Source organism: Pedobacter sp. 22226, from assembly GCF_052045455.1.
GTDB classification, from domain to species: domain Bacteria; phylum Bacteroidota; class Bacteroidia; order Sphingobacteriales; family Sphingobacteriaceae; genus Pedobacter; species Pedobacter jeongneungensis.
This window is the reverse complement of sequence record NZ_JBQEPB010000001.1, coordinates 361,553-385,577: the sequence shown is the minus strand read 5'-3', so window position 1 is coordinate 385,577 and position 24,025 is coordinate 361,553. Positions and strand designations below refer to the sequence as shown.

20 protein-coding genes are annotated in these 24,025 nt (G+C 39.1%); 9 read left to right on the top strand and 11 right to left on the bottom strand.

The window, feature by feature from the left end; all coding sequences use genetic code 11:
- The first annotated feature begins 88 nt into the window (after positions 1-88).
- The 4 genes from ACTJKC_RS01675 to ACTJKC_RS01660 all read left to right on the top strand — a co-directional run bounded on the left by ACTJKC_RS01675 (position 89) and on the right by ACTJKC_RS01660 (position 6,071).
- Positions 89-802, top strand: coding sequence for a 3'-5' exonuclease (locus ACTJKC_RS01675; RefSeq protein ID WP_440789679.1), 714 nt, complete (start codon positions 89-91; stop codon positions 800-802).
- Complete coding sequence (locus ACTJKC_RS01670; RefSeq protein WP_440789677.1) at positions 802-2,505, top strand: ABC transporter ATP-binding protein; 1,704 nt, start codon at positions 802-804, stop codon at positions 2,503-2,505. The genes ACTJKC_RS01675 and ACTJKC_RS01670 overlap by 1 nt, the downstream gene beginning before the upstream one ends.
- 413 nt (positions 2,506-2,918) lie before the next feature.
- Positions 2,919-5,051, top strand: a complete 2,133-nt coding sequence (gene rnr / locus ACTJKC_RS01665) for a ribonuclease R (RefSeq protein WP_440789675.1) — start codon at positions 2,919-2,921, stop codon at positions 5,049-5,051.
- 45 nt (positions 5,052-5,096) lie between these two features.
- Positions 5,097-6,071 (top strand): polyprenyl synthetase family protein, encoded by a 975-nt coding sequence (locus tag ACTJKC_RS01660; RefSeq protein WP_440789673.1) that lies wholly within the window; start codon positions 5,097-5,099, stop codon positions 6,069-6,071.
- 228 nt (positions 6,072-6,299) lie between these two features.
- Here the strand turns inward: ACTJKC_RS01660 and ACTJKC_RS01655 are convergent, their stop codons facing one another.
- The 3 genes from ACTJKC_RS01655 to rplU all read right to left on the bottom strand — a co-directional run bounded on the left by ACTJKC_RS01655 (position 6,300) and on the right by rplU (position 8,363).
- On the bottom strand, positions 6,300-7,142 hold the full coding sequence (locus ACTJKC_RS01655; protein ID WP_440789671.1) for a hypothetical protein: 843 nt from the start codon (positions 7,140-7,142) through the stop codon (positions 6,300-6,302).
- Between the two features lie 415 nt (positions 7,143-7,557).
- Positions 7,558-7,998, bottom strand: coding sequence for a 50S ribosomal protein L27 (gene rpmA / locus ACTJKC_RS01650; RefSeq protein WP_440789669.1), 441 nt, complete (start codon positions 7,996-7,998; stop codon positions 7,558-7,560).
- 53 nt (positions 7,999-8,051) lie between these two features.
- Positions 8,052-8,363 carry a 50S ribosomal protein L21 gene (rplU, locus tag ACTJKC_RS01645; protein WP_039476071.1) on the bottom strand — a complete coding sequence of 104 codons (312 nt, stop codon included), beginning with the start codon at positions 8,361-8,363 and terminating at the stop codon, positions 8,052-8,054.
- A gap of 502 nt (positions 8,364-8,865) precedes the next feature.
- Here rplU and ACTJKC_RS01640 point away from each other — a divergent pair.
- Together ACTJKC_RS01640 and ACTJKC_RS01635 are read left to right on the top strand one after the other, a co-directional pair.
- Positions 8,866-9,825 carry a GLPGLI family protein gene (locus ACTJKC_RS01640; protein ID WP_440789667.1) on the top strand — a complete coding sequence of 320 codons (960 nt, stop codon included), beginning with the start codon at positions 8,866-8,868 and terminating at the stop codon, positions 9,823-9,825.
- Entirely contained in the window at positions 9,822-12,482 is a 2,661-nt protein-coding gene (locus tag ACTJKC_RS01635; RefSeq protein WP_440789665.1) for a carboxypeptidase regulatory-like domain-containing protein, read from the top strand. The genes ACTJKC_RS01640 and ACTJKC_RS01635 overlap by 4 nt, the downstream gene beginning before the upstream one ends.
- 217 nt (positions 12,483-12,699) lie before the next feature.
- Here ACTJKC_RS01635 and ACTJKC_RS01630 read toward each other — a convergent pair whose 3' ends face one another.
- The 4 genes from ACTJKC_RS01630 to ACTJKC_RS01615 form a co-directional block, all read right to left on the bottom strand.
- A complete protein-coding gene (locus ACTJKC_RS01630; protein ID WP_440789663.1) occupies positions 12,700-14,196 on the bottom strand; it encodes a M56 family metallopeptidase in 1,497 nt (498 codons plus the stop codon).
- A gap of 5 nt (positions 14,197-14,201) precedes the next feature.
- On the bottom strand, positions 14,202-14,564 hold the full coding sequence (locus ACTJKC_RS01625; RefSeq protein ID WP_025146770.1) for a BlaI/MecI/CopY family transcriptional regulator: 363 nt from the start codon (positions 14,562-14,564) through the stop codon (positions 14,202-14,204).
- Positions 14,565-14,870: 306 nt separating this feature from the next.
- Entirely contained in the window at positions 14,871-15,371 is a 501-nt protein-coding gene (locus ACTJKC_RS01620) for a hypothetical protein (RefSeq protein WP_440789661.1), read from the bottom strand.
- 142 nt (positions 15,372-15,513) lie between these two features.
- Complete coding sequence (locus ACTJKC_RS01615) at positions 15,514-16,896, bottom strand: dicarboxylate/amino acid:cation symporter (protein WP_440789659.1); 1,383 nt, start codon at positions 16,894-16,896, stop codon at positions 15,514-15,516.
- 305 nt (positions 16,897-17,201) lie between these two features.
- Between ACTJKC_RS01615 and ACTJKC_RS01610 the strand changes: the two genes are divergently transcribed.
- From ACTJKC_RS01610 to ACTJKC_RS01600, 3 genes are read left to right on the top strand one after another with little or no spacing between them, the layout of a single operon-like run.
- Positions 17,202-17,699: an RNA polymerase sigma factor gene (locus tag ACTJKC_RS01610; protein ID WP_086546642.1), complete on the top strand. Its 498-nt coding sequence runs from the start codon at positions 17,202-17,204 to the stop codon at positions 17,697-17,699.
- Positions 17,686-18,285 carry a hypothetical protein gene (locus ACTJKC_RS01605; RefSeq protein ID WP_440789656.1) on the top strand — a complete coding sequence of 200 codons (600 nt, stop codon included), beginning with the start codon at positions 17,686-17,688 and terminating at the stop codon, positions 18,283-18,285. Before ACTJKC_RS01610 ends, ACTJKC_RS01605 begins: the two co-directional genes overlap by 14 nt.
- 36 nt (positions 18,286-18,321) lie before the next feature.
- Positions 18,322-18,888: a DUF922 domain-containing protein gene (locus ACTJKC_RS01600; RefSeq protein WP_344851290.1), complete on the top strand. Its 567-nt coding sequence runs from the start codon at positions 18,322-18,324 to the stop codon at positions 18,886-18,888.
- On the opposite strand, the gene ACTJKC_RS01595 is transcribed toward ACTJKC_RS01600, so the two are convergent.
- From ACTJKC_RS01595 to trxB, 4 genes are all read right to left on the bottom strand, one after another.
- Positions 18,877-19,248 (bottom strand): diacylglycerol kinase family protein, encoded by a 372-nt coding sequence (locus ACTJKC_RS01595; RefSeq protein WP_440789654.1) that lies wholly within the window; start codon positions 19,246-19,248, stop codon positions 18,877-18,879. The two genes, ACTJKC_RS01600 and ACTJKC_RS01595, sit on opposite strands and share 12 nt — an antisense overlap.
- 322 nt (positions 19,249-19,570) lie before the next feature.
- A complete protein-coding gene (locus tag ACTJKC_RS01590) occupies positions 19,571-20,167 on the bottom strand; it encodes a hypothetical protein (protein ID WP_440789652.1) in 597 nt (198 codons plus the stop codon).
- Positions 20,168-20,228: 61 nt separating this feature from the next.
- Positions 20,229-22,139, bottom strand: coding sequence for a beta-N-acetylhexosaminidase (locus tag ACTJKC_RS01585; protein ID WP_440789651.1), 1,911 nt, complete (start codon positions 22,137-22,139; stop codon positions 20,229-20,231).
- 739 nt (positions 22,140-22,878) lie between these two features.
- Positions 22,879-23,835 (bottom strand): thioredoxin-disulfide reductase, encoded by a 957-nt coding sequence (trxB, locus tag ACTJKC_RS01580; RefSeq protein WP_440789649.1) that lies wholly within the window; start codon positions 23,833-23,835, stop codon positions 22,879-22,881.
- Positions 23,836-24,025: the final 190 nt, after the last annotated feature.

The window sequence follows — 24,025 nt, the reverse complement described above, 5'->3', positions numbered from 1 at the left end:
CTATAGAATATTATTGTGATGTTAAATCTTTTATCTACAGGATTATGAAATGAAAATTGTAAATTGTTTTACAGAAAAGAATTCATATATGCTAAAAACGTTAGATCTCAATCAGGTAATGGTTATCGATATCGAAACTGTTCCGCAATACCCTTCATTTCAGGATGTTCCCCCGCATTTTCAGGAACTTTGGGAGCAAAAAACACATTATCAGCGAAGTGCGGACCAAAGTCCTGAAGATTTTTACGAAAAAGCAGGTATCATGGCCGAATTCGGCAAAATTATCTGTATCAGCATGGGAATTTTTAATGTACAGGATCAATCTTATTCTCTGCGGATCAAATCTATTTTTGGTCACGACGAAAAAGAAATGCTTTTGCAGTTTTCCACCTTGTTAAGCAAACAAGCTCCCACTTTAGTATTTTGTGCGCACAATGGTAAGGAATTCGATTTTCCCTATTTATGCCGGAGGTTATTGGTTAACGGAATAGAAATCCCTGTTCAGCTGCAGCTTTCGGGCAAAAAACCATGGGAAGTTAACCATATCGATACCATGGAGCTCTGGAAATTCGGCGATTACAAGCATTTCACCTCCTTAAACCTGTTGGCCGCAATTTTGAATATCCCTACCCCAAAAGATGATATCAACGGCTCACAGGTAAGGCAGGTTTACTATGAAGAGAAAAATCTCGATCGGATTGTGACCTATTGCCAGAAAGATGTAATTACTACGGCGCAGGTGCTGTTAAAATTTAAAGGAATGGATATAATTTCAGCAGAAAATGTTACCATTGTAACCTGATGCTAAACGTTGAAAACCTAAATATTGATTTTTATAACCAGGAAGAAAAAACCTGGTTTAAAGCCGTTAAACAAATCAGTTTTAATGTAAAAGAAGGAACGGTTTTAGGTATTGTAGGCGAATCGGGCTCCGGAAAATCGGTTACCTCTTTTTCCATCATGCGTTTGCACGATGAAAAGACTGCAAAAATTACGGGTGAAATCGATTTTGAAAACGTAAGTCTGCTTAACCTTGGCACCAATGAAATCCGTCAGATCAGGGGAAACCAGATCTCGATGATTTTTCAGGAACCGATGACTTCCCTTAACCCTGTGTTTACCTGTGGCGATCAGGTTGCTGAAGCGATTATACTCCATAGAAAAGTAGATAAAGCCGAAGCAAAAAAACATACCATTGCCCTTTTTAACGAGGTACAATTACCCCGTCCCGAAAAAATATTCGACAGTTATCCGCACCAGATTTCCGGCGGACAAAAACAGCGGGTCATGATTGCGATGGCCTTAAGCTGCGATCCCAAATTATTAATCGCCGATGAGCCAACCACCGCATTAGACGTAACCGTTCAGAAAACAATTCTTCAGTTGCTTTTAAAACTGAAAACTGAACGCAACATGGCCATGATCTTTATTTCGCACGATCTAGGTGTGGTAAACGAAATTGCCGATGAAGTTGCGGTAATGTACAAGGGCGAAATTGTAGAACAGGGACCTGCAAAATCCATTTTTGAGAACCCTCAACATCCTTATACCAAAGGTCTGCTTGCCTGCCGCCCTTCACCTGCCCTGCAGTTAAAGAAATTACCTGTTGTGGCCGATTTCCTTACCGGAAAAATTGATGACGCCTCCGCGCATTTACAGGCTTCGAACCAGTTAACCGCTACAGAAATTGCGGCAAGAAGGGAAAGATTATATGCTCAAAAACCTCTTCTCCAGATAAAAGAGCTCTGCACCTGGTATCCAATTAGTAACGGCCTGTTTAGCAAAACCACCGATTATGTAAAAGCTGTTGATCAATTGAATTTCGAGGTTTTCCCGGGAGAAACATTAGGATTAGTGGGCGAATCGGGCTGTGGCAAAACCACATTAGGCCGCACCATTTTAAGATTAATCCAGCCTACTTCTGGTCAGATTATCTTTAACGGAGAAGATATTACACATATTAATAAAACTGATCTGCGGAAATTAAGAAAAGATATCCAGATCATTTTTCAGGACCCTTATGCTTCTTTAAATCCGCGTTTAAGTATCGGACAATCTATTTTAGAACCTTTACAGGTACATAAGCTACACCGCAATGATGCCGAACGCAAACAAAAGGTATTAGAACTCCTAAATAAAGTAGGCTTAAAAGAAGAACACTTTAACCGCTATCCACATGAATTCAGCGGCGGACAAAGGCAACGTGTGGTTATTGCCCGCGCTTTGGCTTTAGAACCCAAATTCATCATCTGCGACGAATCGGTATCCGCTTTAGATGTTTCCGTTCAGGCACAGGTTTTAAACCTCATCAGAGAGCTCCAGCAAGAATTCGGACTCACCTACATTTTCATCTCGCACGATCTGGCTGTAGTTAAACATATTTCTGATCGAATTCTCGTAATGAATAAAGGCAAAATCGAAGAAGAAGGTTTCCCTGAACAGATATTTAATGCGCCTAAAGCAGAATACACGAGAAAATTAATAGAGGCTATTCCCGGAACTTAGTCTATAGTCCATAGTCCATAGTCCATAGTCCATAGAATGGAAAGAAAGTTTGAATAATGGTTTAGTGGGACACTAATATTTAATCAACTTTCATTCAACGGTTTACAACCACCCATCTAACAATTAAGCAATTTGATTTACAATTAACCAATTTATACATTTAACCGATTAACCATCTAGCCATCTAACAATTAAACGATCCGATTTACGATTAACCGATTTAAACAATTAACCGATTAACCAATATTCAGATAACAATCTAGCCATCTAACAATTAAGCAATCTGATTTACAATTACCCACAACTCCACCAATAAACGAATGACAAATGAACCATTGAACTGCCTCCATTATCCATTTTCCATCTCCCATCTTACATATTTTCTGTATCTTCGGTAAATTCAGTATTAGCGTATGGCAAAGAAAAAATCGGCAAATATAAAATTGGTTCTGAATCAATTGGTTAGTGATGTTTTTGAAAAGAACAACAATCAACTGCTCAATTATAAGCAGGTTTCGGCCAAATTAAATTTGAACGATCAGGAATCAAGGGAGACTATTCTCGAGATCTTAAAGGAGGGGAAAAATGCAGGAATTTTCATAGAACCCCAAAAAGGTAAATTTAAACTTAAAGAACTTCAAAATTTCATTATTGGTACGGTAGATATGACCGCCGATGGTTCGGCTTATATCGTTCCGGAAGATGAGTTTGAAAAAGATGTTTTTGTAGCGCCGAAGAAACTCAAAAATGCCTTACATGGCGACACGGTTAAAGCTTATGTTTTCGCCAAGAAAAGCGGTCGTAAAAACGATGGTGAGGTTGTCGAAATTATTAAAAGGGCAAAATCAGATTTTACAGGGGTAATCAAAATATCCGATCGTTTTGCATTCGTAATTGCGGACGATAAAAAAATGATGCACGATATTTTTGTGCCTTTGGCCGATACCCACGATGCCAAAAACGGCCAGCGGGTATTGGTAACTCTATCTGACTGGCCCGAAAGTGCTAAAAATCCGATTGGTATTGTAAAACATGTATTGGGTAACCAGGGTGAGAATAACACCGAAATGAATGCGATTTTAGCGCAATATGGTTTTCCATTGGAGTTTCCACCTCAGATAGAACGCGAAGCAAACGCCATCCCCGAAGAAATCCCGGCCGAAGAAATTGCCAAAAGAAAAGATTTTAGAAATATATTAACCTTTACCATAGATCCGGCTGATGCAAAAGATTTTGATGATGCCATTTCTTACCAAAAACTCCCTAATGGAAACCACGAAATCGGTGTACACATTGCCGATGTTTCGCATTATGTAATCCAGGGAACAGATTTGGATAAAGAAGCCTATAGCCGTGCAACTTCCGTTTATTTGGTAGATCGGGTGATCCCGATGCTTCCTGAGCGTTTAAGCAATGGCGTTTGTTCATTACGTCCGCATGAAGATAAATTGTGTTTTGCAGCGGTTTTCGAGCTGGATGAACAGGCCAATATCCAAAATGAATGGTATGGAAGAACAGTAATCCATTCTGACAGAAGGTTTAGCTACGAAGAGGCACAGGAAGTGATTGAGAATAAAGCAGGTGATTATGCTACAGAAATTTTGAAGTTGAATGAGCTCGCTTACATTCTCCGCGACCGTAAATTTAAAAATGGAGCCATCAGTTTCGAAAGTACCGAGGTTAAATTCAAACTTGATGAAACAGGAAAACCAATCGGTGTTTATGTTAAAGAACGTAAAGATGCCCATAAACTTATCGAAGATTACATGTTATTGGCCAACCGGAAAGTGGCCGAATTTGTAGCCAAAAAAGTAAAGGGTAAAAATAAACTGACCTTTGTTTACCGGGTGCACGATTCGCCAAACATGGAAACCCTTACAACCTTTGCCACATTTGCTTCCCGTTTCGGTTATAAAATCAATACCAAATCGGATAAGGAAATTGCCAAATCATTAAATAGTTTAATGGCCGATGTTGAAGGTAAAAAAGAACAAAATATTCTTACTTCACTGGCCATCAGATCAATGGCTAAGGCGATTTATTCAACTAAAAAAACCAGTCATTACGGCCTGGCTTTCGAATATTATACCCACTTTACATCCCCTATCCGCCGTTATCCCGACGTAATGGCCCACAGGCTTTTACAAAGCTATTTAGATGGCGGTAAATCAGCAGATGCCGAATTTTACGAAGTAGCTTGCGTACATTCTTCGGCCATGGAAAAACGGGCTGCCGATGCCGAGCGCGCATCTGTTAAATACAAACAGGCCGAATATCTTGAAAATAACATCGGTACAGAGTACAAAGGTATTATTTCGGGCGTTACCGAATGGGGCATGTATGTGGAAATTGAAGAGAACAAATGTGAAGGTATGATCCGTTTACGTGATATATCCGACGATTTTTATGTGCTCGACGAGAAAAACTACTGCATAATAGGTCAACGCAAAAAAAGAAAGTACCAGTTGGGGGATGAAGTGATGATCAGGGTTAAAAAAGTAGATCTTTCTAAACGTCAAATCGATTTTACGCTGATTCCTGATTAAAAATTAAGACATTTGTGCCCGAAAACACAATGTTCAAAGCAAAGCATGCATACTACAGAACAATTACAGCAAATTTTAGATACTGCAATACAAAATTTAAAATTTCCGGATCACCCTAAACAACTTTACGATCCGATTACCTATATCATTAACCTTGGTGGAAAACGCGTAAGGCCTTTATTGGTTTTAATGGCCACCGAACTGTTCGGCGGAGATCCAAATCAATCCATCCATGCCGCTATGGCCATAGAGGTTTTTCATAATTTTACGCTTGTTCATGATGATATTATGGATAATGCACCACTCCGCAGGGGGCAGTCCACCGTACACGAAAAATGGAGTACCAATGTTGCCATTTTAAGTGGCGATGTGATGATGGTAGAGGCCAATAAAAACCTCGCAAAAGTAAATCCTATTTTCCTGAAAGACGTTTTAGATACATTTAACGCAACGGCTCAGGGCGTTTGCGAAGGTCAGCAGCTGGATATGGAATTTGAAGGCCGTAATGACGTAAGCATTGATGAGTACATCAATATGATCCGGCTAAAAACAGCCGTATTGCTTGGTGGTGCACTAAAACTGGGTGCAATTATTGCCGGTGCTTCAGAAAAAGATGCTGATCTGATTTATCAGTTTGGCGAAAATATCGGAATTGCGTTTCAGTTGCAGGATGATATTCTGGATGTTTATGCCGATCCGGAAAAATTCGGAAAACAGGTTGGAGGAGATATTATTGCCAATAAAAAAACTTTCTTACTATTAAAAGCTTTCGAACTGGCCAAAGGTGACACCCGTAAATCATTAGATACCTGGACGGGATACAAAGAATTTAACGCACAAGAAAAGGTAGAAACTGTGCGTCAGGTTTACGACACGCTGGATATTCAGGATATTGCTAAAGAAAGTATGAATTACTACCGTAATAAAGCCTTAGCGGTGTTTGAACAGATTAATGTGAGTGATGAAAAGAAAGCAAATCTTTTAACGCTTACCGAGCAATTAATGGCTAGGGAATATTAAAGAACATCGTTATCTCGACCGAAACGCAGTGGAGCGCCCGCCTGCTTCGGGCAGGGAGAGATCTATCTCGAATAGATTTAGCTTCGCTGAGCACTTACGTGGTTCGCGACTGCGTTGCACTCCGCTCGAAATGACGGTGACTTTAGGATGGTTATTCACTTTAACTTCTCTGCCAATAATATTGATTTTTATGGGTTAAGTTCTAACTCGAAATGACGGTAATTTTATTTAAGCCTTCACCAGCTTATATTTAATCCAAAAATCTGATGATTTAGAAGATTCGCCACCCTGCATTGGTCGCTGACCTCCTGCTCCGCCCATTCCACCTCTTCCGCCACCGCCACCTCCGCTCAAGCCTCCGCCACCCATGCCACCTCTACCTCCAGACCGACCTCTTCCACCACTGTTTCCTCCTTCAGGAGCACTTTCTCTTTTAAAGCCAGATTTAGCAGGTTCATTTATTTTAATATTATAAACAAGCGGTTTTTTAAGATCCAGGCCAACTTGTAACTGCGCCAATGGAATACTCAGTTCGTAAATCAAGTCTCTGTTTGGATGAATGCTCATTCCCGTTTCAATACCATCCTGATTAATGGCAGGTAATTCTCCATCAGGAATATTTTTAAAGCCAGAAACACGGATACTTTTATTCATGGCAGCAGGATCGTGCATTTCATTTTCTCTTTCTGCTGGTAAAGCAGCATGCTCTCGGTGCTCTTCCCCCTCTTTTGGCATAGGCGGTCTTTCCATTAACGGAAAAGTTAATTTCATACCCTCTTTTTTCTTGCCTGCGGTATTGATATTTAAAGTAATGCCTCCTCTTAACACACTAAAAGTAGTTTGGGGATCCAGCGATTCGATAATGATGTATAGGTTTTTATCATCATTGGCCAGCGCAAAGGCTAACTTGGTAGCATCGTTATATTGATTAAGTGGTTCGTTCCATTCGTTTGATATGCCATCGGCTTTAAATGGTTTTATCATGCGGATATTTTCTTCCACATCCTGTGCATGTAATAAAAGGCCAGAAATCAATAATAGGATTAATAAGGATATTCTTTTCAGATTCATTTGGATTGTTTTTAAATCAATACTCAAATCTAAATCTGAAAAATGTTAATTTTTGTTATTTAACAGGATTTAACATTAGCTGGGAGTTGGGAGTTTAGAGTTAATAGCCAATTGGGATTAGTCCTAAGTCCATAGTCTTTAGTCCATTCTCTACTGATAATAGGTCTTAGAGAAAATCGTTATCTCGACTCGAACAAAGAGATCTAAAATAGATTTCTCGACTGTGTTGCACTTCGCTCGAAATGACGATAACTTAAGGAAGTTTGCGACAATCGACTGAGGCTGATAAGCAATTTGATTTCTTGATAGTAGTCAATTAACCAGTTTAAACAATTAACCGATTAACCAAAAAACATTAAAACAAAAAAAAGTCCCGATTTGCATCGGGACTTTTCTTTTATAACTTGAATACCAATTATTCTGCAGGAGCAGCTTCTTCAGTAGATTCTTCTTTTTTAGTTGCTTTTTTAGCAGGTGCTTTTTTTGCCGGTGCTGCTTCAACAACTTCTTCTGCTACAACTTCTTTCTTTGCAACCGCTTCTTTAGCAACTGGTGCTTTAGCTACTGCTGCTTTAGCTACTGCTGCTTCGATTTCAGCGTCGGTGATAGGAAGGATAGAAACATAAGATTTGTTATCTTGTTTCTTTCTGAAAACTACTGTACCATCAACTAAAGCAAATAAAGTATGATCTTTACCGATACCAACACCTTTATCAGGGTGGTGTTTTGTTCCACGTTGACGTACTAAAATGTTTCCTGCGATAGCTAATTGCCCACCGAAAATTTTAATACCTAAACGCTTACTATGCGATTCACGTCCGTTTTTCGAACTACCGGCTCCTTTTTTGTGTGCCATGATTTTATATTTTGTAACTCGCCAAAAAAGCGAATTATTGGGTTAACAATTAATTATAGAGTGATGTCAGAGATCTGAATCTTAGTGAAAAACTGGCGGTGACCATTTTTCTTTTTGTAACCTTTTCTACGTTTTTTGTGGAATACGATTACTTTATCACCTTTTAAATGAGATACGATCTTAGCTGAAACTTTAGCACCTTTAACTGCAGGAGCACCTACAGTAATTGCACCACCGTTGTCAACCAACAATACATTATCAAATTCAATACTAGCGCCTTCATCTCCTTGTAATCTGTGTACAAAAAGGTGCTGGTCTTTAGCAACTTTAAATTGCTGCCCTGCTATATTTACTATTGCGTACATTGTTTAAATATTTGTTTTTATAATTTTTATTTAACGAGGTGCAAATATAGAACAAATTCAATTAACACACAAACACATATCGAAAATATTTTTCACTAAAATCATGTAGGATCAGGATTTATAGGATTTCGTGATTTTAAGATGCATTCGTCGATAAGTATTACGAGCTTTCTGAAAGACAATTTAGGTAATTCTTTGGGTATTTCGATTTTATAAAAGCCACACAACCATTGTTACTAAACCCGATTGCAGTGATCCCGATGTAAAGTCGAGAGGAACGGAAAGCGGGACAAAACCCTGCCAAGAACTACCACCCGTTCATTTCAAAATAACAATTAGATTTCGGTCGGTGAGACACCACCGATAGATTCTCCGTGTTTATCCGTGCATCCGTGGCTAAAGCAAATGGTACTTCACTGTTAAAAAATGTTAAACCAATTTTTTATTACGAATATTTCGTAGTTTTACGAAAATTAAATAGATAAATTTTAAACCAATCATCATGAAAAAAATCCTAACCATCTGTTTAGCAACTGCCCTAACCATTTCGGCAAAAGCCCAAAACCCCGATAAAGCCCTGGCCAGGGTACGTTATACTTTTACCCACATCCAGGATACTACGCAGCGCGATAAACCAAGAACGGAAAATATGTTGCTTGTTACCGGTAAAAATGCTTCTGTGTACACAAGCTACGATAAACTGAATCAATCGTTAAACATGCAGAAACAGATACAGGAGCAGATCAAGAACCAGAGCGGCAATGGCAATATGCAAATTCAGGTTAAAAGTGAAACGAAAACCCCTTTAACCCAGGCCGATTATTTTTTCTTCCCCAATGAGCACAAAATGATTACCAAGGAGCGCCTTTTCAATAATTATCTGATTGAAGAAGCCGCACCGCAAATTGACTGGAAAATTTTAAAAGATACCATGAGTTTTTCGGGTATCCCCTGCCAGAAAGCAATTACCAGGTTTAAAGGCAGAAACTGGATTGCGTGGTTTGCTACTGAAATCCCTTTCCAAAGCGGTCCGTGGAAATTAAACGGCTTACCAGGATTAATTGTAGAGGCTTACGACGATAAAAAAGAAGTCAAATTTGAATTTGCCGGTCTTGAAAACGTAAAAGACGATGCCAGTGAGGCTAATGCTGACGACGATGTTAAAATTGCGGCTCCAAATGGCGGTGTTGGTGTGGTAAAAATGGTAGGCATTGATACTGGTACTCCTTATCTGGGATCAGAAATCAAATTACCGGCCGATGCCATTAAAACCACCAGAAAAGAATTAGATAAACTGAAGGATGCGAGAGATAAAGATCCGCAGGGCTTTATGCAGGCGCAAATGACTGCTAGTGGCATTCAGGGTTCATTTAAGAGCAATACTGCCCCACGTCCTTCCGGGGGTTCTGCAGCAACAAAACCTGAAATCAACAACCCCATCGAAATCCCTGAGAAAAAATGAAGAATTACGCTATAACATTAATATTCCTGATCTTTTCTTTTTCCGGCTGGGCTCAAAAACCGATAAAAGGTTTGGTTAAAGATGCCAATGGAAAAGCAATAGAATCTGTTAATGTAAGTCTGAAAGATACTGAAGGGAACATCATTAATTTCAGCAGAACCAACCGCAACGGTGAGTTCAATATTCCTATAAAAAACGATCAGGTTACCGGTTATAAAATTGAAGCTTCGAGCATTGGATATAAAAAGTTAAGCACAATTGTTACCGATGTGACTAAAAGTTACGACCTCGTGATGCAGAGCAGCGAAACAAACCTGGAAACCGTAACCGTAAAAAACCGTCCATCTTTAACTTCGAGGGGCGATACCTTAAATTACAGACCATCCGATTTTGCCGATAAACAGGACAGAAGTATCGGCGACGTGCTCAAAAAAATGCCCGGAATAGAAGTGGCCGAGGATGGAAAAATCAGTTACAACGGAAAATCCATTTCGAACCTTTATGTAGACGGCGACAATCTTTTGGACGATAAGTATAATATCGGCACGAAAAGCATCCCACAGGGTGCCGTAGATAAGGTACAGGTGATCCAGAATGATCAACCGGTTAAAATGATGCGTAAAAACAACATGAGCGATGATGTGGCACTGAACCTGGTACTTAAAGATGAAGCCAAACTGAAGCTAATGGGCGATGCCACAGCCGGAGCGGGAATGCCGAACCGTTTTGACGAGAACCTGACGGCGATGCTGTTCAATAAAAAGCTGAAGTTCATCAATAACATTAAAGGTAATAATATTGGAAATGATCCCGGCATCGATCTTACTTCTCATAACTTTTCTGATTATTTAAAGAAACTGGATAACGACAAACCGGGCAGTCTCCTTTCAACTGGTGCTGCCGGGGTGCCATCTTTACCACAAAGCAGGTATCTGTTTAATAAAGTTGGATTAATCAATTTAAACAACTTATACAAGTTTAAGCAGGATTTGCAGTTAAGGGCGAACCTTTCTTACCTGTATGACGAGCGCAGTCAGCAGTACAATAAATTTTCGCAAACTTATCTTTCCGGTCAAACGATCAGTTATGCCGAGTCGCAGAACAATGCCATTAATCCGCAAAAATTAAGGGTACAATTTAACCTGAACGGAAATGCAGACAAATATTACCTGAACAATAATTTTGTACTGGATTATGCGCCTTTTAAAACTTCATCGGGTTTTGTGATTAATGATGTTGCGGCCAATCAGGTATTAAAGCAGGAAACACTCGATATTTCCAACGAGTTTAATTACCGTAAAAAATTGAAATCGGAAGATGTAATTAACTTCTACTCCTATTTAAACCGTACCACTCAGCCAGAAAATTTAATCATTACGCCAGGACTTAATGCCGATATTTTAAATAATGGCAACAGTTATCTTGGCTTAAGCCAGTACGTTAAAATACCAACCTGGTACACCAATAATTATGCATCATTTGCTTTTGTGAACAATCATTTTGTACAAACCTATAAAGCAGGTTTTAATGTGCAGCAACAACAGCTCAATTCGGAACTTTACCGCACACAGAATAACCAGCAAACCGAACTGGTTTCGGGCAATACGGTAAATAACCTTAACTGGCTTAAAAGCAAACTTTATGCAGATGCTACCTATGAATTTACCAACGATAAGTTAAAAGCCGGCTTAAGTGTACCTTTAAGTTACAACCTGATTAATTACAGCGATGATGTAAACCAATTGGATAAACATTTGCATAAATTGTTTTTAAACCCTTCTATTAACATTAAATACCAAACCAGTACAGAAAACTACCTTACGGCAAACTATAGCTTTCGTAACGACTTAGGCGGAATTGACGATATTTACCAGGGAACAATTTTAAAAAACTACCGCTCGCTTTTTGCGAACAATGCACCAATTTCGGAATCGAAAACGCACAACGCCGGCGCAGGATTTAATTTCAGAAAAGCGATGCAGATGTTATTTATCAATCTAACGGCCAATTACAGCGATGCCGAACTAAATACGATTTCTTCCTACAGTTTAAGCAATAATATTCAGCAAAGGATTGTTTTGCCGTTGAGCAACCACATCCGTACACTTTCTTTAAATGCGAATGCGAGTAAATATCTTTTCGCCCTGAAAAGTACGGTAAATGGTGGCATCAGCTTTTCGCAGAGCAGGTATGACCAGTTACAGAACAACGAACTGTTTGCATTTAATGCACAAACCATTACCTATAGAGTGGGTATAGAAGCAAAACTCAACAATTTCATCAACTGGTCTTACCTCGCAAATTTTTCAGTAACAGATAATAAGGCAAAAGTTGCTGATGCGATAAAAACCAATTTTCAGCAGTTAAGGCAGCAATCAACCCTTGCCATTACAACGGTAAGAAATGTATATTTAAACTTATCCGCCGAACATTTATTTACGCATCAATCTACACAGGCAAATCTTAAATATCTTTTTGCGGATATGAATATTAAATACAAATACCTGAAAATGAAAACAGATTTTGAATTCGGTATCACCAACCTGGCCAATATTAAAAGTTTTGATGCAGTTTACCTTTCAGCCAACTCACTTACCACCGGAACCTATTTTATTCCAGGAAGAGTAGCGATGTTAAAGGCTACATTTAGTTTTTAGGGAATAGATTCGTCATCTCGACCGAAACGCAGTGAAGCGCCCGCCTGCTTCGGAAAGACCCTGAACCAAGTTCAGGGTGACGAATCTCCTGGAACGGTCGTCATCTCGACTGGAATGTAATGGAATGGAGAGATCTACCTCGAGATAGATTTCTCGACTACGTTGCACTCCGCTCGAAATGACGGCAACTATAGGAAATGACCTTAACTTCCGAGAATTAAGGCTTCGTTTTAATCTGAATAGCCTGATTATTCCGGTCAATGTTTATATCAGAAACTTTATTAAGATTCAGTTTGTCCAAATCTTCTTTCGTGATTTTATTTCCGTTGAGAAAGTATGAGGTATTTTCTGCAGCTATGATTGCCTTATCATTTGAATGCTGTTTTCCATCTTTTGCATCGGAGATTGTAGTAGTTGATTTTACAATATACACAAAGCCAATTCCCTTTTTATTTGGCAATGGCAATTCTTCCAGATCCCCTCCACTTTTAGCCAAAACTTTTACATCGATATTTTTATGATCCGATTTTATTGAATCGTTAAAGCTAAAATGCTGCACAAAGGTTTTGCCTTTAAAATCGCCATCTGTTTTAAAGCTCAGGATTTTTACTTTTTTACCCAAACCTTTAAATACATCTTCTACCGATTTTCGCGAAGAATCTACCCCATCGGTTATGCTTTTAATAATAAAAGTCATTTTTGTTACTGTATCCGGTGTTTTAAGGGTATCGATTGAGATTTGCTTTTTTGCTTTCGGTTTTGAAACAGTTTTCGGCAGTACCTGTACCTGAGTTACTTCTGCGGGTAAAATATTACCGACTATTTTAGCTAAAGGTTTCAGGCTTTTTTTAACTTCCTTTTTATCGATGGTAAATGCTAGCGTAACGCAAAGCAATACGGGCAGCACAAATAAATAACGCGTTAAATTCACCCTTGATGAACGTTTGGCATTCATCATTTTAATCCGTTTTTTAAGGTCAGACAGGTTAAAATTATTCACAATGGCGATCGATGGTTGCAGCGTACCTACATCCAGCAAACTGTATTGGTAAGCTTTTTTATCGATACCTTTTTTCAGGATCCTGGCGTCGGTAATAAACTCAATATTTTCACGAACAGCTTTTTTCATCATCCATACACCCGGATTGAACCAATAAAAAACCACACAGATTTCGGCCAGGATGATATCCAGCGTATGCCATTCTTCTACATGCACTTTTTCGTGTTCGAGGATATTGTTCAGATCCTGCTTTTTATGTAATCGCGGATTGATGTAAATCGTCTGCCAGAAACTAAAAGGACTCACTTCTTCGTTTAAAATCCTTACCTTGTAATCGGCCAAACGATCGGGCAAAGAATTTTTGTGCATCCTGTAAAGCGAAATAAATTGCACCAATAACCTAAAGGCCATTAATAATACGCCCACATAAAAAAGCAAGGTTAATGCCTGCCAAAAAATAGAAGCAGCATCTTGTTGTACAAACTGGCTTACCTGCTGGTTAAATTGTGGCACAAAGGTAGGAATAGCCTTTTGATCAGCAAAAAAACCGGTAAGGTTGATAAATGGATAAGCAGATGAAAAGAAGATTCCAAACAGCAGAAACATTCTGTTGATGGAATAAAATGTCAACCTGCGCAATACCAGGTAATAAGTTGCCGAAAACAAAATCAGCACCAGGTTAATTTTTAAAAGAATGATAAATAAATGTGGCATGGCATTTACTTTTCAGGGTTCTCGATTAGGTTTATAATTTCTTTTAGTTCTTCTGCACTGATTTTTTTATCCTTTGCAAAAAAGGCAACCAGTTCCTTATAAGAACTTTGAAAATAATTATTGACGAAACCGCTCATAAAGCGTTTTTTATATTCCGTTTCTTTAACCTTGGCACTATAACGGTTGGCATTGGCAAAACGTTCGCTTACCAGATAACCTTTGCGCTCTAAATTTTTAACGGTTGATGCCAGCGTAGTATATGGCGGCTTTGGCTCCGGAAGCACGTCCATAAAATCCTTTATAAACCCCTTCCCGATCTGCCAAACGGCCAGCATGGCCTCTTCTTCCTGTAATGTTAACTTTTCCATTATTACGAATATATCGTAAATATACGAAAATATCCTATAAAAGTTGGTTAATTGGTTAATTGTTTGAATCGGTTAATCGACGCCAAATGCCAAACCAGGTTAATCGGTTAATTGTTTAAACCGGTTAACTGATGCTAAATGCCCAAAACCGAACTAAAATACCCTTTGACTCCCCTCAGGTTAACAGATCGTGGGAATCGATTGATTAACTCCAAACGCAAAACTCTCAACTCCAAACTAGATACCCTTCAACTCCCTCGGGTAACACATTGAACGGAATAGCCTGATCAACTCCGGACTTAAACCCTATTTCCCGCTTCTCCGCTCTGCCTGGTTTAAGGTTTCCATGATCACCTTTCTCATCTGTACGGCAGCATCCAGCAATTTTGGGTTACCATCGAAATCTCCGTAAACGATTACATGTTTCGATTTCTTTTTATAATTGAACAGCATATCATAACGGGGCACTGCCATTGATTTTGGACTTTTCTTCCCAATGGTATCCGGAAAATTCCAAAGTCCGATTTCATTGGCCTTAGCATGCATGTAAAGAATATCATCACTCTTTAAAAACACTTTTTTTCGAATGGTAGAATCTGCACTGGTAACGTACTGGTATTCGCCTGTGGCCGAATTGTAGCTATTTTCTAAGGTATCTTTTAAACCCCATTTATATTGCATGGATACAAAATCAGCCTTTCTGAACGGTGCATTCTGGATGATTGGTTTATAATAGATATAGCAGTAAATAATCATCGGAACAATGATGGTTAGGGCTAAGAATATTTTTTTTCCTTTACTTGACACTTTTATATTGAATTATTGAATGAATGAATTTTGAATGATTGAATGAGAGAATTATTGAATGAGAGAATGACTGAATTAGAGAATGGTTGAATGAATGAATTTTGAATGATTGAATGTTAAATACGACTCCGGACTGAAGACTCTAGACTTCGGACTCTTTAAGCTCCCCTTCCCATTTACTTACCACTGCGGTAGCGATACTGTTTCCCACTACATTGGTTGCGGAACGGCCCATATCCAACAGCGGATCGATACCGATCAGTAATGCTAAACCTGCTTCAGGAATGTTAAAACTTGCAATTGTTCCGGCAATTACCACCAACGATGCTCTAGGTACACCGGCAATCCCTTTACTGGTTAACATCAGAATCAACAACATCGAAATTTGCTGCTCAAAGCCCAAATGAATACCATAAGCCTGTGCAATAAACAAGGAAGCAAAAGTCATGTACATCATCGAACCGTCAAGGTTAAACGAATAACCCAATGGAAGCACGAAGCTTACAATTTTATCTTTACAGCCAAAACGCTCTAATAGCATCATCGTTTTTGGATAGGCAGCTTCGCTACTTGCAGTACTGAAAGCCAGAATGGCTGGTTCTTTCATATCGTTTACCAAACGGAAAATGCGTTTTTTCAAGACAAGAAAGCCTAAAAAGATCAATACACACCATAAAATACCCAGTCCGAGGTAAAACTCGCCGATAAATATGGCATAAGTATTCAAAACGTTAAGTCCTTGCTTGGCAATGATCGCTGTCATGGCTCCAAAAACAGCTAATGGCGCAAAATTCATCACATAACCGGTCATTTTTAAGATAACATGGGCAATGGCATCAAAGGCTTTGATTACTACCTGACCCAAATCGCCAATGGCGGCTGTTGCCACACCAAAAAACAACGAAAATACCACAATCTGTAGAATTTCATTATTTGCCATCGATTCGGCTATACTTTTCGGAAAAACATGGGCAATAAAATCTTTTACGCTCATGGCGGCTTTCTGGATACCTGTATTCACTAAATGATCGGGCAAAGATAGTTTCATATGTCTGCCCGGCTCGAACAGGTTCACCAGGATCATCCCCAATACCAGCGACATTAACGACATGGCCAGAAACCAACCCAATGTTTTACCACCAATACGGCCCACCGCTTTAATATCACCAACTTTTGCTACACCAACCACCAGCGTAGTAAATACCAGGGGAGCAACAATCATTTTAATCAGGCGGAGAAAAATATCGCTCAACAGTGTAAAATATTCTAACTTTTTCTCCCTGATGTCTTCGTTCTCTTTTTTGATTTTGGAGTTAGCCTTTTTTTCGGCCTTTAACTGCGTGTAAGCAATGCTTGTGGTATCGGTTGATTTAGCAATGCTTACCTCTATACTTTTAACTTTTGCATCAGCATTGAGTATGTTCTGGTTATAAACATCGATCGAGTTTACATTTAAAATGTAGCCCAGTGCAATACCCGCAATCAGCGCTATAAAAATAAAAAGCGTGAGTTTGTTTTTCTTCATGAATATAAAAAGTTTGTGGTACTCTTAATTTGGTAAAACTACGATATTTACGCCGTGTAACAAATTTTGATATGGGCTGACCTTAAAAAATATCTCAATAGAGCTGAGTTAAGCCCTTTTGGCAAAAGAAAATAATTTAACCACAGGTAAAAAGAATGCACACAGATGTGAAAATCCCTGTTTATCTGCGGGCATCCACGGTTAAAAATTTTTAACCAAATCACATCAAAAAATATATTATTTTTGGGCCTTGGGTGTAACAAAAAGTGTACATCATCATCTAAAACGCAACTATAAACCCCTAAATGGAACAAAAAGACAAGTTATTTAAAGAGATCTTCGATTCAAATTCCAAAAAGATATTCCATTTATGTTATGGTTATACTGGCGATACCGACGCTGCAAATGATCTTTTACAGGAAACGTTTTTAAAGGTTTGGCAAAATCTGGATAAATTCAGAAACAAATCTTTAATTTCTACATGGATTTACAGAATTGCCGTAAACACGTGTTTAACGTATCTGAGGTCGGAAAAGAGGCAGGCTAAAGATGAATTGACCGATAACATTATCGAAAATAAAGTAGAAGAGTTTTCAGAAAAAAATGAACAGGTTGCCCTGCTTTATAAATGTATATCGAAGCTTGAAGAAAACGACCGTTTGATTATTACCATGGTGCTTGATGAGTTGCCATACCACGAAATTGCCGATATCTCTGGGATAAGTGAAGGCAATTTAAGGGTAAAAATTCACCGAATTAAACAAAAATTAACAGAATTATATAGCCAGTATGCAAGCGTTTGATCAATTACAGGAGTTGTGGCAAAAGCACGAGGTAGAAGTTAAAGTTTCTGCCGATGAAATGCTACAGCAAGCGAAGAAAGAAGTAAATGGATTAAAGCTAAAATCGGCTTTGAACATTTTAGGGATGCTGGCATCTTTTATTGCCATTGCAGCGTTATGGATATTTTTCCACTTCGAATCGTGGACCACGCATGTGGGCATCAGCATTACCATTATTGCCATTGGGGTATATACTTTAATTCTTTACCGCGATTACCGGTTAATTTCGAAAACTGATTTTACTGCGCATCCACACGAATACTTAAACAACCTAAAAACCTATCAGTTAAACCGTTATAAGTTATACAATTCATTGTACTGGTTTTACATGATTGCGCTTTCATTAGGCATCATTTTTTATTTCGTAGAAATATTGGCTCATTTTAATACCGTACAAAAAGTGCTGGCTGTGGGCTTAACCGCAATGTGGATATTATTTTGCTCAACCATTTTACGCAAAGCAGTAATGCGCAGGGAAAAAGAACGGATTGCCTTATTGATCGAGAAATTTGAGCGCATCAGCGGACAGATTTCCACCCCGGAATAATTTTAGGCACGGTTTTTTCATTGTAAAAATCAACACATGAAGAGACTGATTATACCCTTATTATTTTTGCTGGCCTTGCCCTGCACTTTCGCGTTTAAACAGGATTTAAGCCAACCGGTACAACTGGATTGGGAAACCCATTTTAAGGGAAAAGCAGATATGAACTCGCCATTTTTTGCTTTAACGGCCATGACCTGGAAGTACAGTTACGAAAGTACAGTTTACCGTAATCGTGTGGTAATTAAGCTTAAAAACGATGTAAGTATTGACAAAACGCGGTCGTGGGTAAAGTGGGATAAAATTAAAGATCCGGAAATCAGGGCAAGTCTTTTACACCATGAACAAGGACATGCCAATATCCAGTATGTTTTGCTTTTAGAAGCCGAGAGGGTGTTAAAAAACCGGAATTATTCTGTCAGCAATTACAAAGCACAAATTTCGGAACTCGCTAACCAGATCAGCAGTTTTTTTGACACCATGCAGCGAAATTATGATGAGGAAACCGAACACGGCAGCAATCATAAAATGCAGGGGCGCTGGGATGATATTATTCAGGATAAAATTGAGGAATCAAGAGCAGCAATGGCTGAATTACAAAAATAGTTTCGGGATAAATACAATCGCCCCAACCGCTACCGCTAAAAATGCCGCAACCAAAACCGCAGCGGCAGCTAAGTTTTTTACTATTTTAATTTTTGGATGATAATCCGGAGAAACCACATCCGCCAGTTTTTCGATAGCTGAATTAAGGATTTCAGCCACAAAAACCGCAGAAATAACCGATAAAATTGCAATCCATTCTAAACCTGAAATTTTCAGGTAAAAAGAAAGTCCAATGGCAACTATTGCAGCAAATAAATGAACACGACCATTATGTTCAGTCATAAAAAAGAGTTTTAAACCATTAAATGCATATTTAAAGCTCTTTATACGATCGATAATTGAAAATTTCTGGTTGTTCATTGTTTTAAATTTAAACTATAAAGAGCTTCGACTACGCTCAGAATAACACAGAGCCCAAATAGTCGTCATCTCGACCGGAGCAAAGCGAAGTGGAGAGATCTTTGTACAAGCTATTTAAATCAAATTTAAAAGATTTCTCCATTACGCTACCGATGAAAAATCGGTGAGCTTCAGTCGAAATGACGATATTATTTATTTTAAATTCTTTATTGAGCGTAGTCCCGAACTTTCGGGAGAGATCTACAATAGATTTAGCTTCGCTGAGCCTTCGGGTTCTCGACTTCGTTGCACTCCCCTCGAAATGACGATTTCCAAGGAATCCCTACTTCACTTCACTCGTAGAAAAACTATTGCCGCTTAATTTATATTGCAGCGTTCTGTTAATCGTTTTAGTGCTATCTGCTGCATCTTTTACAGGAAAAGAGCGGAATAAATCACCGTTTTTGATAAAAAATTTATCGTTGCCGGTATAGCCTTTTTTCTGGTTTGTACTTAAAGAGGGAAAACTGATTTTATTAAAATCTCCGCCTGCATATTCAAATACATTTAAATCTAAAACATTTTTTTTGCTTAACAGCTGGATGTAGAGTTCAGGGTTACCATCATTATCCAGGTCCATGTTCCAGGCATCGGTAATAATTCCTTTGCGGTCTACCGCAGCCGATCTGTAATTATTGCGGATCGAATCAGACATTAAAATCTGATAGCCACCAATAGAATCCACACCTTTTCCCCAGCTAAGGATTTCAAAATTCAATCCGGGTTTTACTTCTATATCCTTATAAAACCGGAAGGGATTTTTTTCTACTTTAACCGTTTCTGTTTTGGTTTCTTTAGGTTTTTCTTCGGTGCATGCAAAACAAAACAGCACCCCTGTTATTAACAAAAGGTGCTGTAATGTATATTTCTGTAGTTTCATTCTATTTGGGTTCATTTTTGGTTGCCCCAAATTAATTATTTTAGCTTATCAAAGCAATAATTTATTTCTTTGCTTCGGTTTTAGCTTCAGGTGCGCCATTGTTTAAAACGGTTTCGGTAACTACACTTCTTCTGCCGCTTGGTGCAATTACGATGGTTTTTAACACCCTTTTTTCTCCCTGTGGAACAGTGATTTTAACTGGACCGGTATATAAAAATGCATTTTCTGACGGACGTGCCAAATCAATGGTATAATAAATTTTCGCTCCTGTTACGGGTGCTTTCAAATCAATGGTGAAATCGCCACCAGTTAAAGGTTTATCGCTCTGACCGATTGGTGTAGGCACCCAGAAATTAATTCCCGCTTTATCTAAACGCGCCAAATGTACCGGCAAACGTTGCTCCGAAAAATTCTTTAAATCTTTACGTTCAACCGGCGACCAGGCAATTTCAGATAGCGCTAATAAGCGTGGAAAAGCATGATTTTCAACTTTAGCGGTGGTTTTAATGTATTCTGTCCACATATTGGCCTGCACCCCTTTAATGTATTTGCGTTCATCAGCAGCAAGTACTTTCGGAATCGGATCGTAAGCATAGATTTTTTGATAAGGCGCAAATCCACCAATGGTTACGGGCTCATCAGGAGAGTTAGATTGTTTATGATCAATATACAAACCCATTGATCCCGGAGTCATAATTACATCGTGTTTTTGCTGTGCAGCCGCAATACCACCATCTTCTCCCCTCCAGCTCATTACCGTTGCATTTGGAGCCAAACCACCTTCTAAAATCTCGTCCCAGCCAATAATCGAACGTCCTTTGCCATTTACATGTTTTTCAATCGTCTGGATAAAATAACTTTGTAATTCATGTTCATCTTTCAGGCCTTTTTCCTTCATCAGGTTCTGGCAGAAAGTAGATTCTTTCCAATAAGTTTTTGGGGCTTCATCGCCACCAATGTGGATATATTTTGACGGGAAAATTGCGATTACTTCATCCAGAACATTTTCTAAAAAGGTAAAAGTATTGGTTGATGGCACAAAAATATCATCAAAAACACCCCAGGTTTGTTGTACCTGTTTGCCTTTTTTGCTGCCAGCCCATGGTGTTTTATCGCTTACAAAAGTATCACGATCCGGGAAACAGCTCAATTCAGGATAAGCAGCAATGGCAGCAGAAGCATGACCAGGCAATTCAATCTCCGGAATTACGGTAATGTATTTCTCAGCCGCATACTTTACAACTTCTTTGGCTTCATCCTGGGTGTAAAAACCTTTAACCGGAGTAAGGTAATTGCCGTTTCCAGGGTAATTGCCAATAATACTACCATTACGTGATGAACCTATTTCGGTTAATTTAGGATATTTTTTAATCTCCAATCTCCATCCCTGATCATCACTTAAATGCCAGTGAAAGGTATTGATTTTGTAATAAGCCAGCTGATCGATGTATTTTTTAATAAAAGAAACCGGGAAGAAATGACGGCAAACATCAAGCATGGTTCCACGGTAGCTAAAACGCGGATAATCGTTAATGTTAACTGCTGGAATGGTAATTTTATCGGCAACTTTATCGGGCATCATCTGCATGGCCGATTGCACCGCGTAAAAAAGTCCTGGTCCTTTTCCTGTTAAAACAATTTGTGTAGGCGTAACTTTAATGGTATAACCTTCGGCAGGCAATTTATCTGCTCCAACAGATGTTAATACAATTGCTTTTTGGTTAGCCTGCGGGGTTTTAGTTTCCCTTAAGGCAAAGCCAGCTTTGGTTACGATAAAAGCGTTCAGTAAATCAGTCATTTTTGCGCCGTCGATGCTCTGATTTACCAAAACCGTTGTTTTATCCAAAATGAAATTTCCGTTCGCCCTTGTAATGGCTACGGGTGCAGGTATGATTCCCAGATTGGGATCGCTCTGCGCAAATGCACTCGTACTGATTAATACTCCAATAAAAATCGATAATGCTTTGTTCATGTTTACTTTGTGGTTTAAATAGATTTATCTGATTAATTAAACCAAGATAGAGATTATGGGCAGATTCCAAATCCCACATTTTTGTTACAATTCTAATCAACCGTTTGACTGAACTATGTAAGGCCTATAAATCTTAATCTTAAGAGGTTGTCATTTCGAGCGAACCCGATAGCTATCGGGTGCAACGCAGCCGAGAACCCGAAGGCTCAGGGAAGCTAAATTTATATTGTGAAGTTTCTTGCGAGTAGATCTCTCCATTCCACTGCGTTTCAGTCAAGATGACGACTTTTTTTTTTGAAAATCAGGTACAGCAGCGTTTGGGTTGCGATAGTCCCGCCATCCGCTATAGTCCCGATGAAAAATCGGGAACTGCCACTACTGTCGGGTTTGGGAAGCAGTACCAGTGAACAATTTGGGGTTGCATAGTGCAAAATAAATTGTAGACACCCGTGCTATAATCACTTGAACAGCAGCACAAAAACTTATATATAAACCTGATTGAAATGAAAAGCCCGCAAGCGAGGTACGAGTGCGGACTTGTAATGAAAAGCAGGACGAACAATAAAAAGCACCACTGTAACTGCTTTCCAGAAAAGTGAGAAAACAGGAAGTTTTGTAAAATAAGATCTGTCTTGGTAGATCTCTCGACTGCGTTGCACTCCGCTCGAGATGACGATTTTATACAAAAAAAGAGAAACCGTTGCTGATTTCTCTCTTTTAAAATATTTTAAAATTATTTTTATGCTTCTACCGGATGTTCTTTAGCAGCCAGGTACCTTTCGGCATCTAGCGCGGCCATACAACCAGAACCTGCAGCAGTAACCGCCTGACGATAGTACATATCCTGCACATCGCCACAGGCAAAAACGCCTTCGATATTGGTTAAAGTAGAACCTGGTTTGGTGGTTAAATAACCGGTTTCATCCATATCCAGCTGACCTTTAAAGATATCAGTGTTGGGTTTGTGACCAATCGCAACGAAGAAACCTTCAACCGCGATATCAGACTCCACTCCTGTTTTATTATTTAAAACTTTTACTGCAGTTACATTTTTACCATTACCTAAGATTTCCTGGGTTTCGGTATTGTAGTGCACCATAATGTTCGGAGTAGCCAGTACGCGGCTCACCATTGCTTTTGACGCCCTAAACTCATCCCTGCGTACCAATAAATGCACGGTTTTACAAAGTTTAGCCAAATAAGTTGCTTCTTCGGCAGCGGTATCACCAGCACCAACGATGGCTACATCCTGTCCTTTAAAGAAGAAACCATCACAAACGGCACATGCCGAAACACCAAAACCATTGTATTGCTGCTCGCTTGGTAAACCCAGCCATTTAGCGGTTGCACCGGTAGCAATAATTACAGTATCGGCAGTAATGGTTTTAATTTCATCAACCACTACCTTGTGCGGAGTTGAAGAGAAATCAACCGAACTTACGTAACCAAAACGGATATCGGTGCCAAAACGCTCTGCCTGTTTGCGGAAATCTTCCATCATTTCTGGTCCCATAATACCTTGTGGGTAACCCGGAAAGTTTTCTACATCGGTAGTTTGCGTAAGCTGTCCACCGGCCTGCATACCAGTGTACATAATTGGTTTTAAATCAGCCCTGGCTGCATAAATTGCAGCAGTATAACCTGCCGGACCAGAACCTATAATTAAACACTGAACGTGCTCGTTTTCTTGTGACATTATATTGTGTGTTTGAAATTCATTAATCGTAGCGCAAATTTAATGCTTTAAACAATTGTTAACAAGCGTACATTGTCAACATAGTTTACTTATTAACAGCATAGAGCAGGGAGCACGGTGCAAAGCGCTAAGCGGATTGCGTTTGGCGCATGGCACTAAACTCAGGTAATAAAAAAACAGAAACAATTGA

Coding starts and splice junctions, on each gene's coding strand:
- ACTJKC_RS01610 (WP_086546642.1), top strand. CDS start 17,202: ATGGAACAAAAAGACAAGTTATTTAAAGAGATCTTCGATTCAAATTCC.
- ACTJKC_RS01660 (WP_440789673.1), top strand. CDS start 5,097: ATGCATACTACAGAACAATTACAGCAAATTTTAGATACTGCAATACAA.
- ACTJKC_RS01585 (WP_440789651.1), bottom strand. CDS start 22,139: ATGAACAAAGCATTATCGATTTTTATTGGAGTATTAATCAGTACGAGT.
- ACTJKC_RS01615 (WP_440789659.1), bottom strand. CDS start 16,896: ATGAAGAAAAACAAACTCACGCTTTTTATTTTTATAGCGCTGATTGCG.
- ACTJKC_RS01630 (WP_440789663.1), bottom strand. CDS start 14,196: ATGCCACATTTATTTATCATTCTTTTAAAAATTAACCTGGTGCTGATT.
- rpmA (WP_440789669.1), bottom strand. CDS start 7,998: ATGGCACACAAAAAAGGAGCCGGTAGTTCGAAAAACGGACGTGAATCG.
- ACTJKC_RS01670 (WP_440789677.1), top strand. CDS start 802: ATGCTAAACGTTGAAAACCTAAATATTGATTTTTATAACCAGGAAGAA.
- ACTJKC_RS01590 (WP_440789652.1), bottom strand. CDS start 20,167: ATGAAACTACAGAAATATACATTACAGCACCTTTTGTTAATAACAGGG.
- trxB (WP_440789649.1), bottom strand. CDS start 23,835: ATGTCACAAGAAAACGAGCACGTTCAGTGTTTAATTATAGGTTCTGGT.
- rnr (WP_440789675.1), top strand. CDS start 2,919: ATGGCAAAGAAAAAATCGGCAAATATAAAATTGGTTCTGAATCAATTG.
- ACTJKC_RS01605 (WP_440789656.1), top strand. CDS start 17,686: ATGCAAGCGTTTGATCAATTACAGGAGTTGTGGCAAAAGCACGAGGTA.
- ACTJKC_RS01625 (WP_025146770.1), bottom strand. CDS start 14,564: ATGGAAAAGTTAACATTACAGGAAGAAGAGGCCATGCTGGCCGTTTGG.
- rplU (WP_039476071.1), bottom strand. CDS start 8,363: ATGTACGCAATAGTAAATATAGCAGGGCAGCAATTTAAAGTTGCTAAA.
- ACTJKC_RS01655 (WP_440789671.1), bottom strand. CDS start 7,142: ATGAATCTGAAAAGAATATCCTTATTAATCCTATTATTGATTTCTGGC.
- ACTJKC_RS01675 (WP_440789679.1), top strand. CDS start 89: ATGCTAAAAACGTTAGATCTCAATCAGGTAATGGTTATCGATATCGAA.
- ACTJKC_RS01595 (WP_440789654.1), bottom strand. CDS start 19,248: ATGAACAACCAGAAATTTTCAATTATCGATCGTATAAAGAGCTTTAAA.
- ACTJKC_RS01635 (WP_440789665.1), top strand. CDS start 9,822: ATGAAGAATTACGCTATAACATTAATATTCCTGATCTTTTCTTTTTCC.
- ACTJKC_RS01640 (WP_440789667.1), top strand. CDS start 8,866: ATGAAAAAAATCCTAACCATCTGTTTAGCAACTGCCCTAACCATTTCG.
- ACTJKC_RS01600 (WP_344851290.1), top strand. CDS start 18,322: ATGAAGAGACTGATTATACCCTTATTATTTTTGCTGGCCTTGCCCTGC.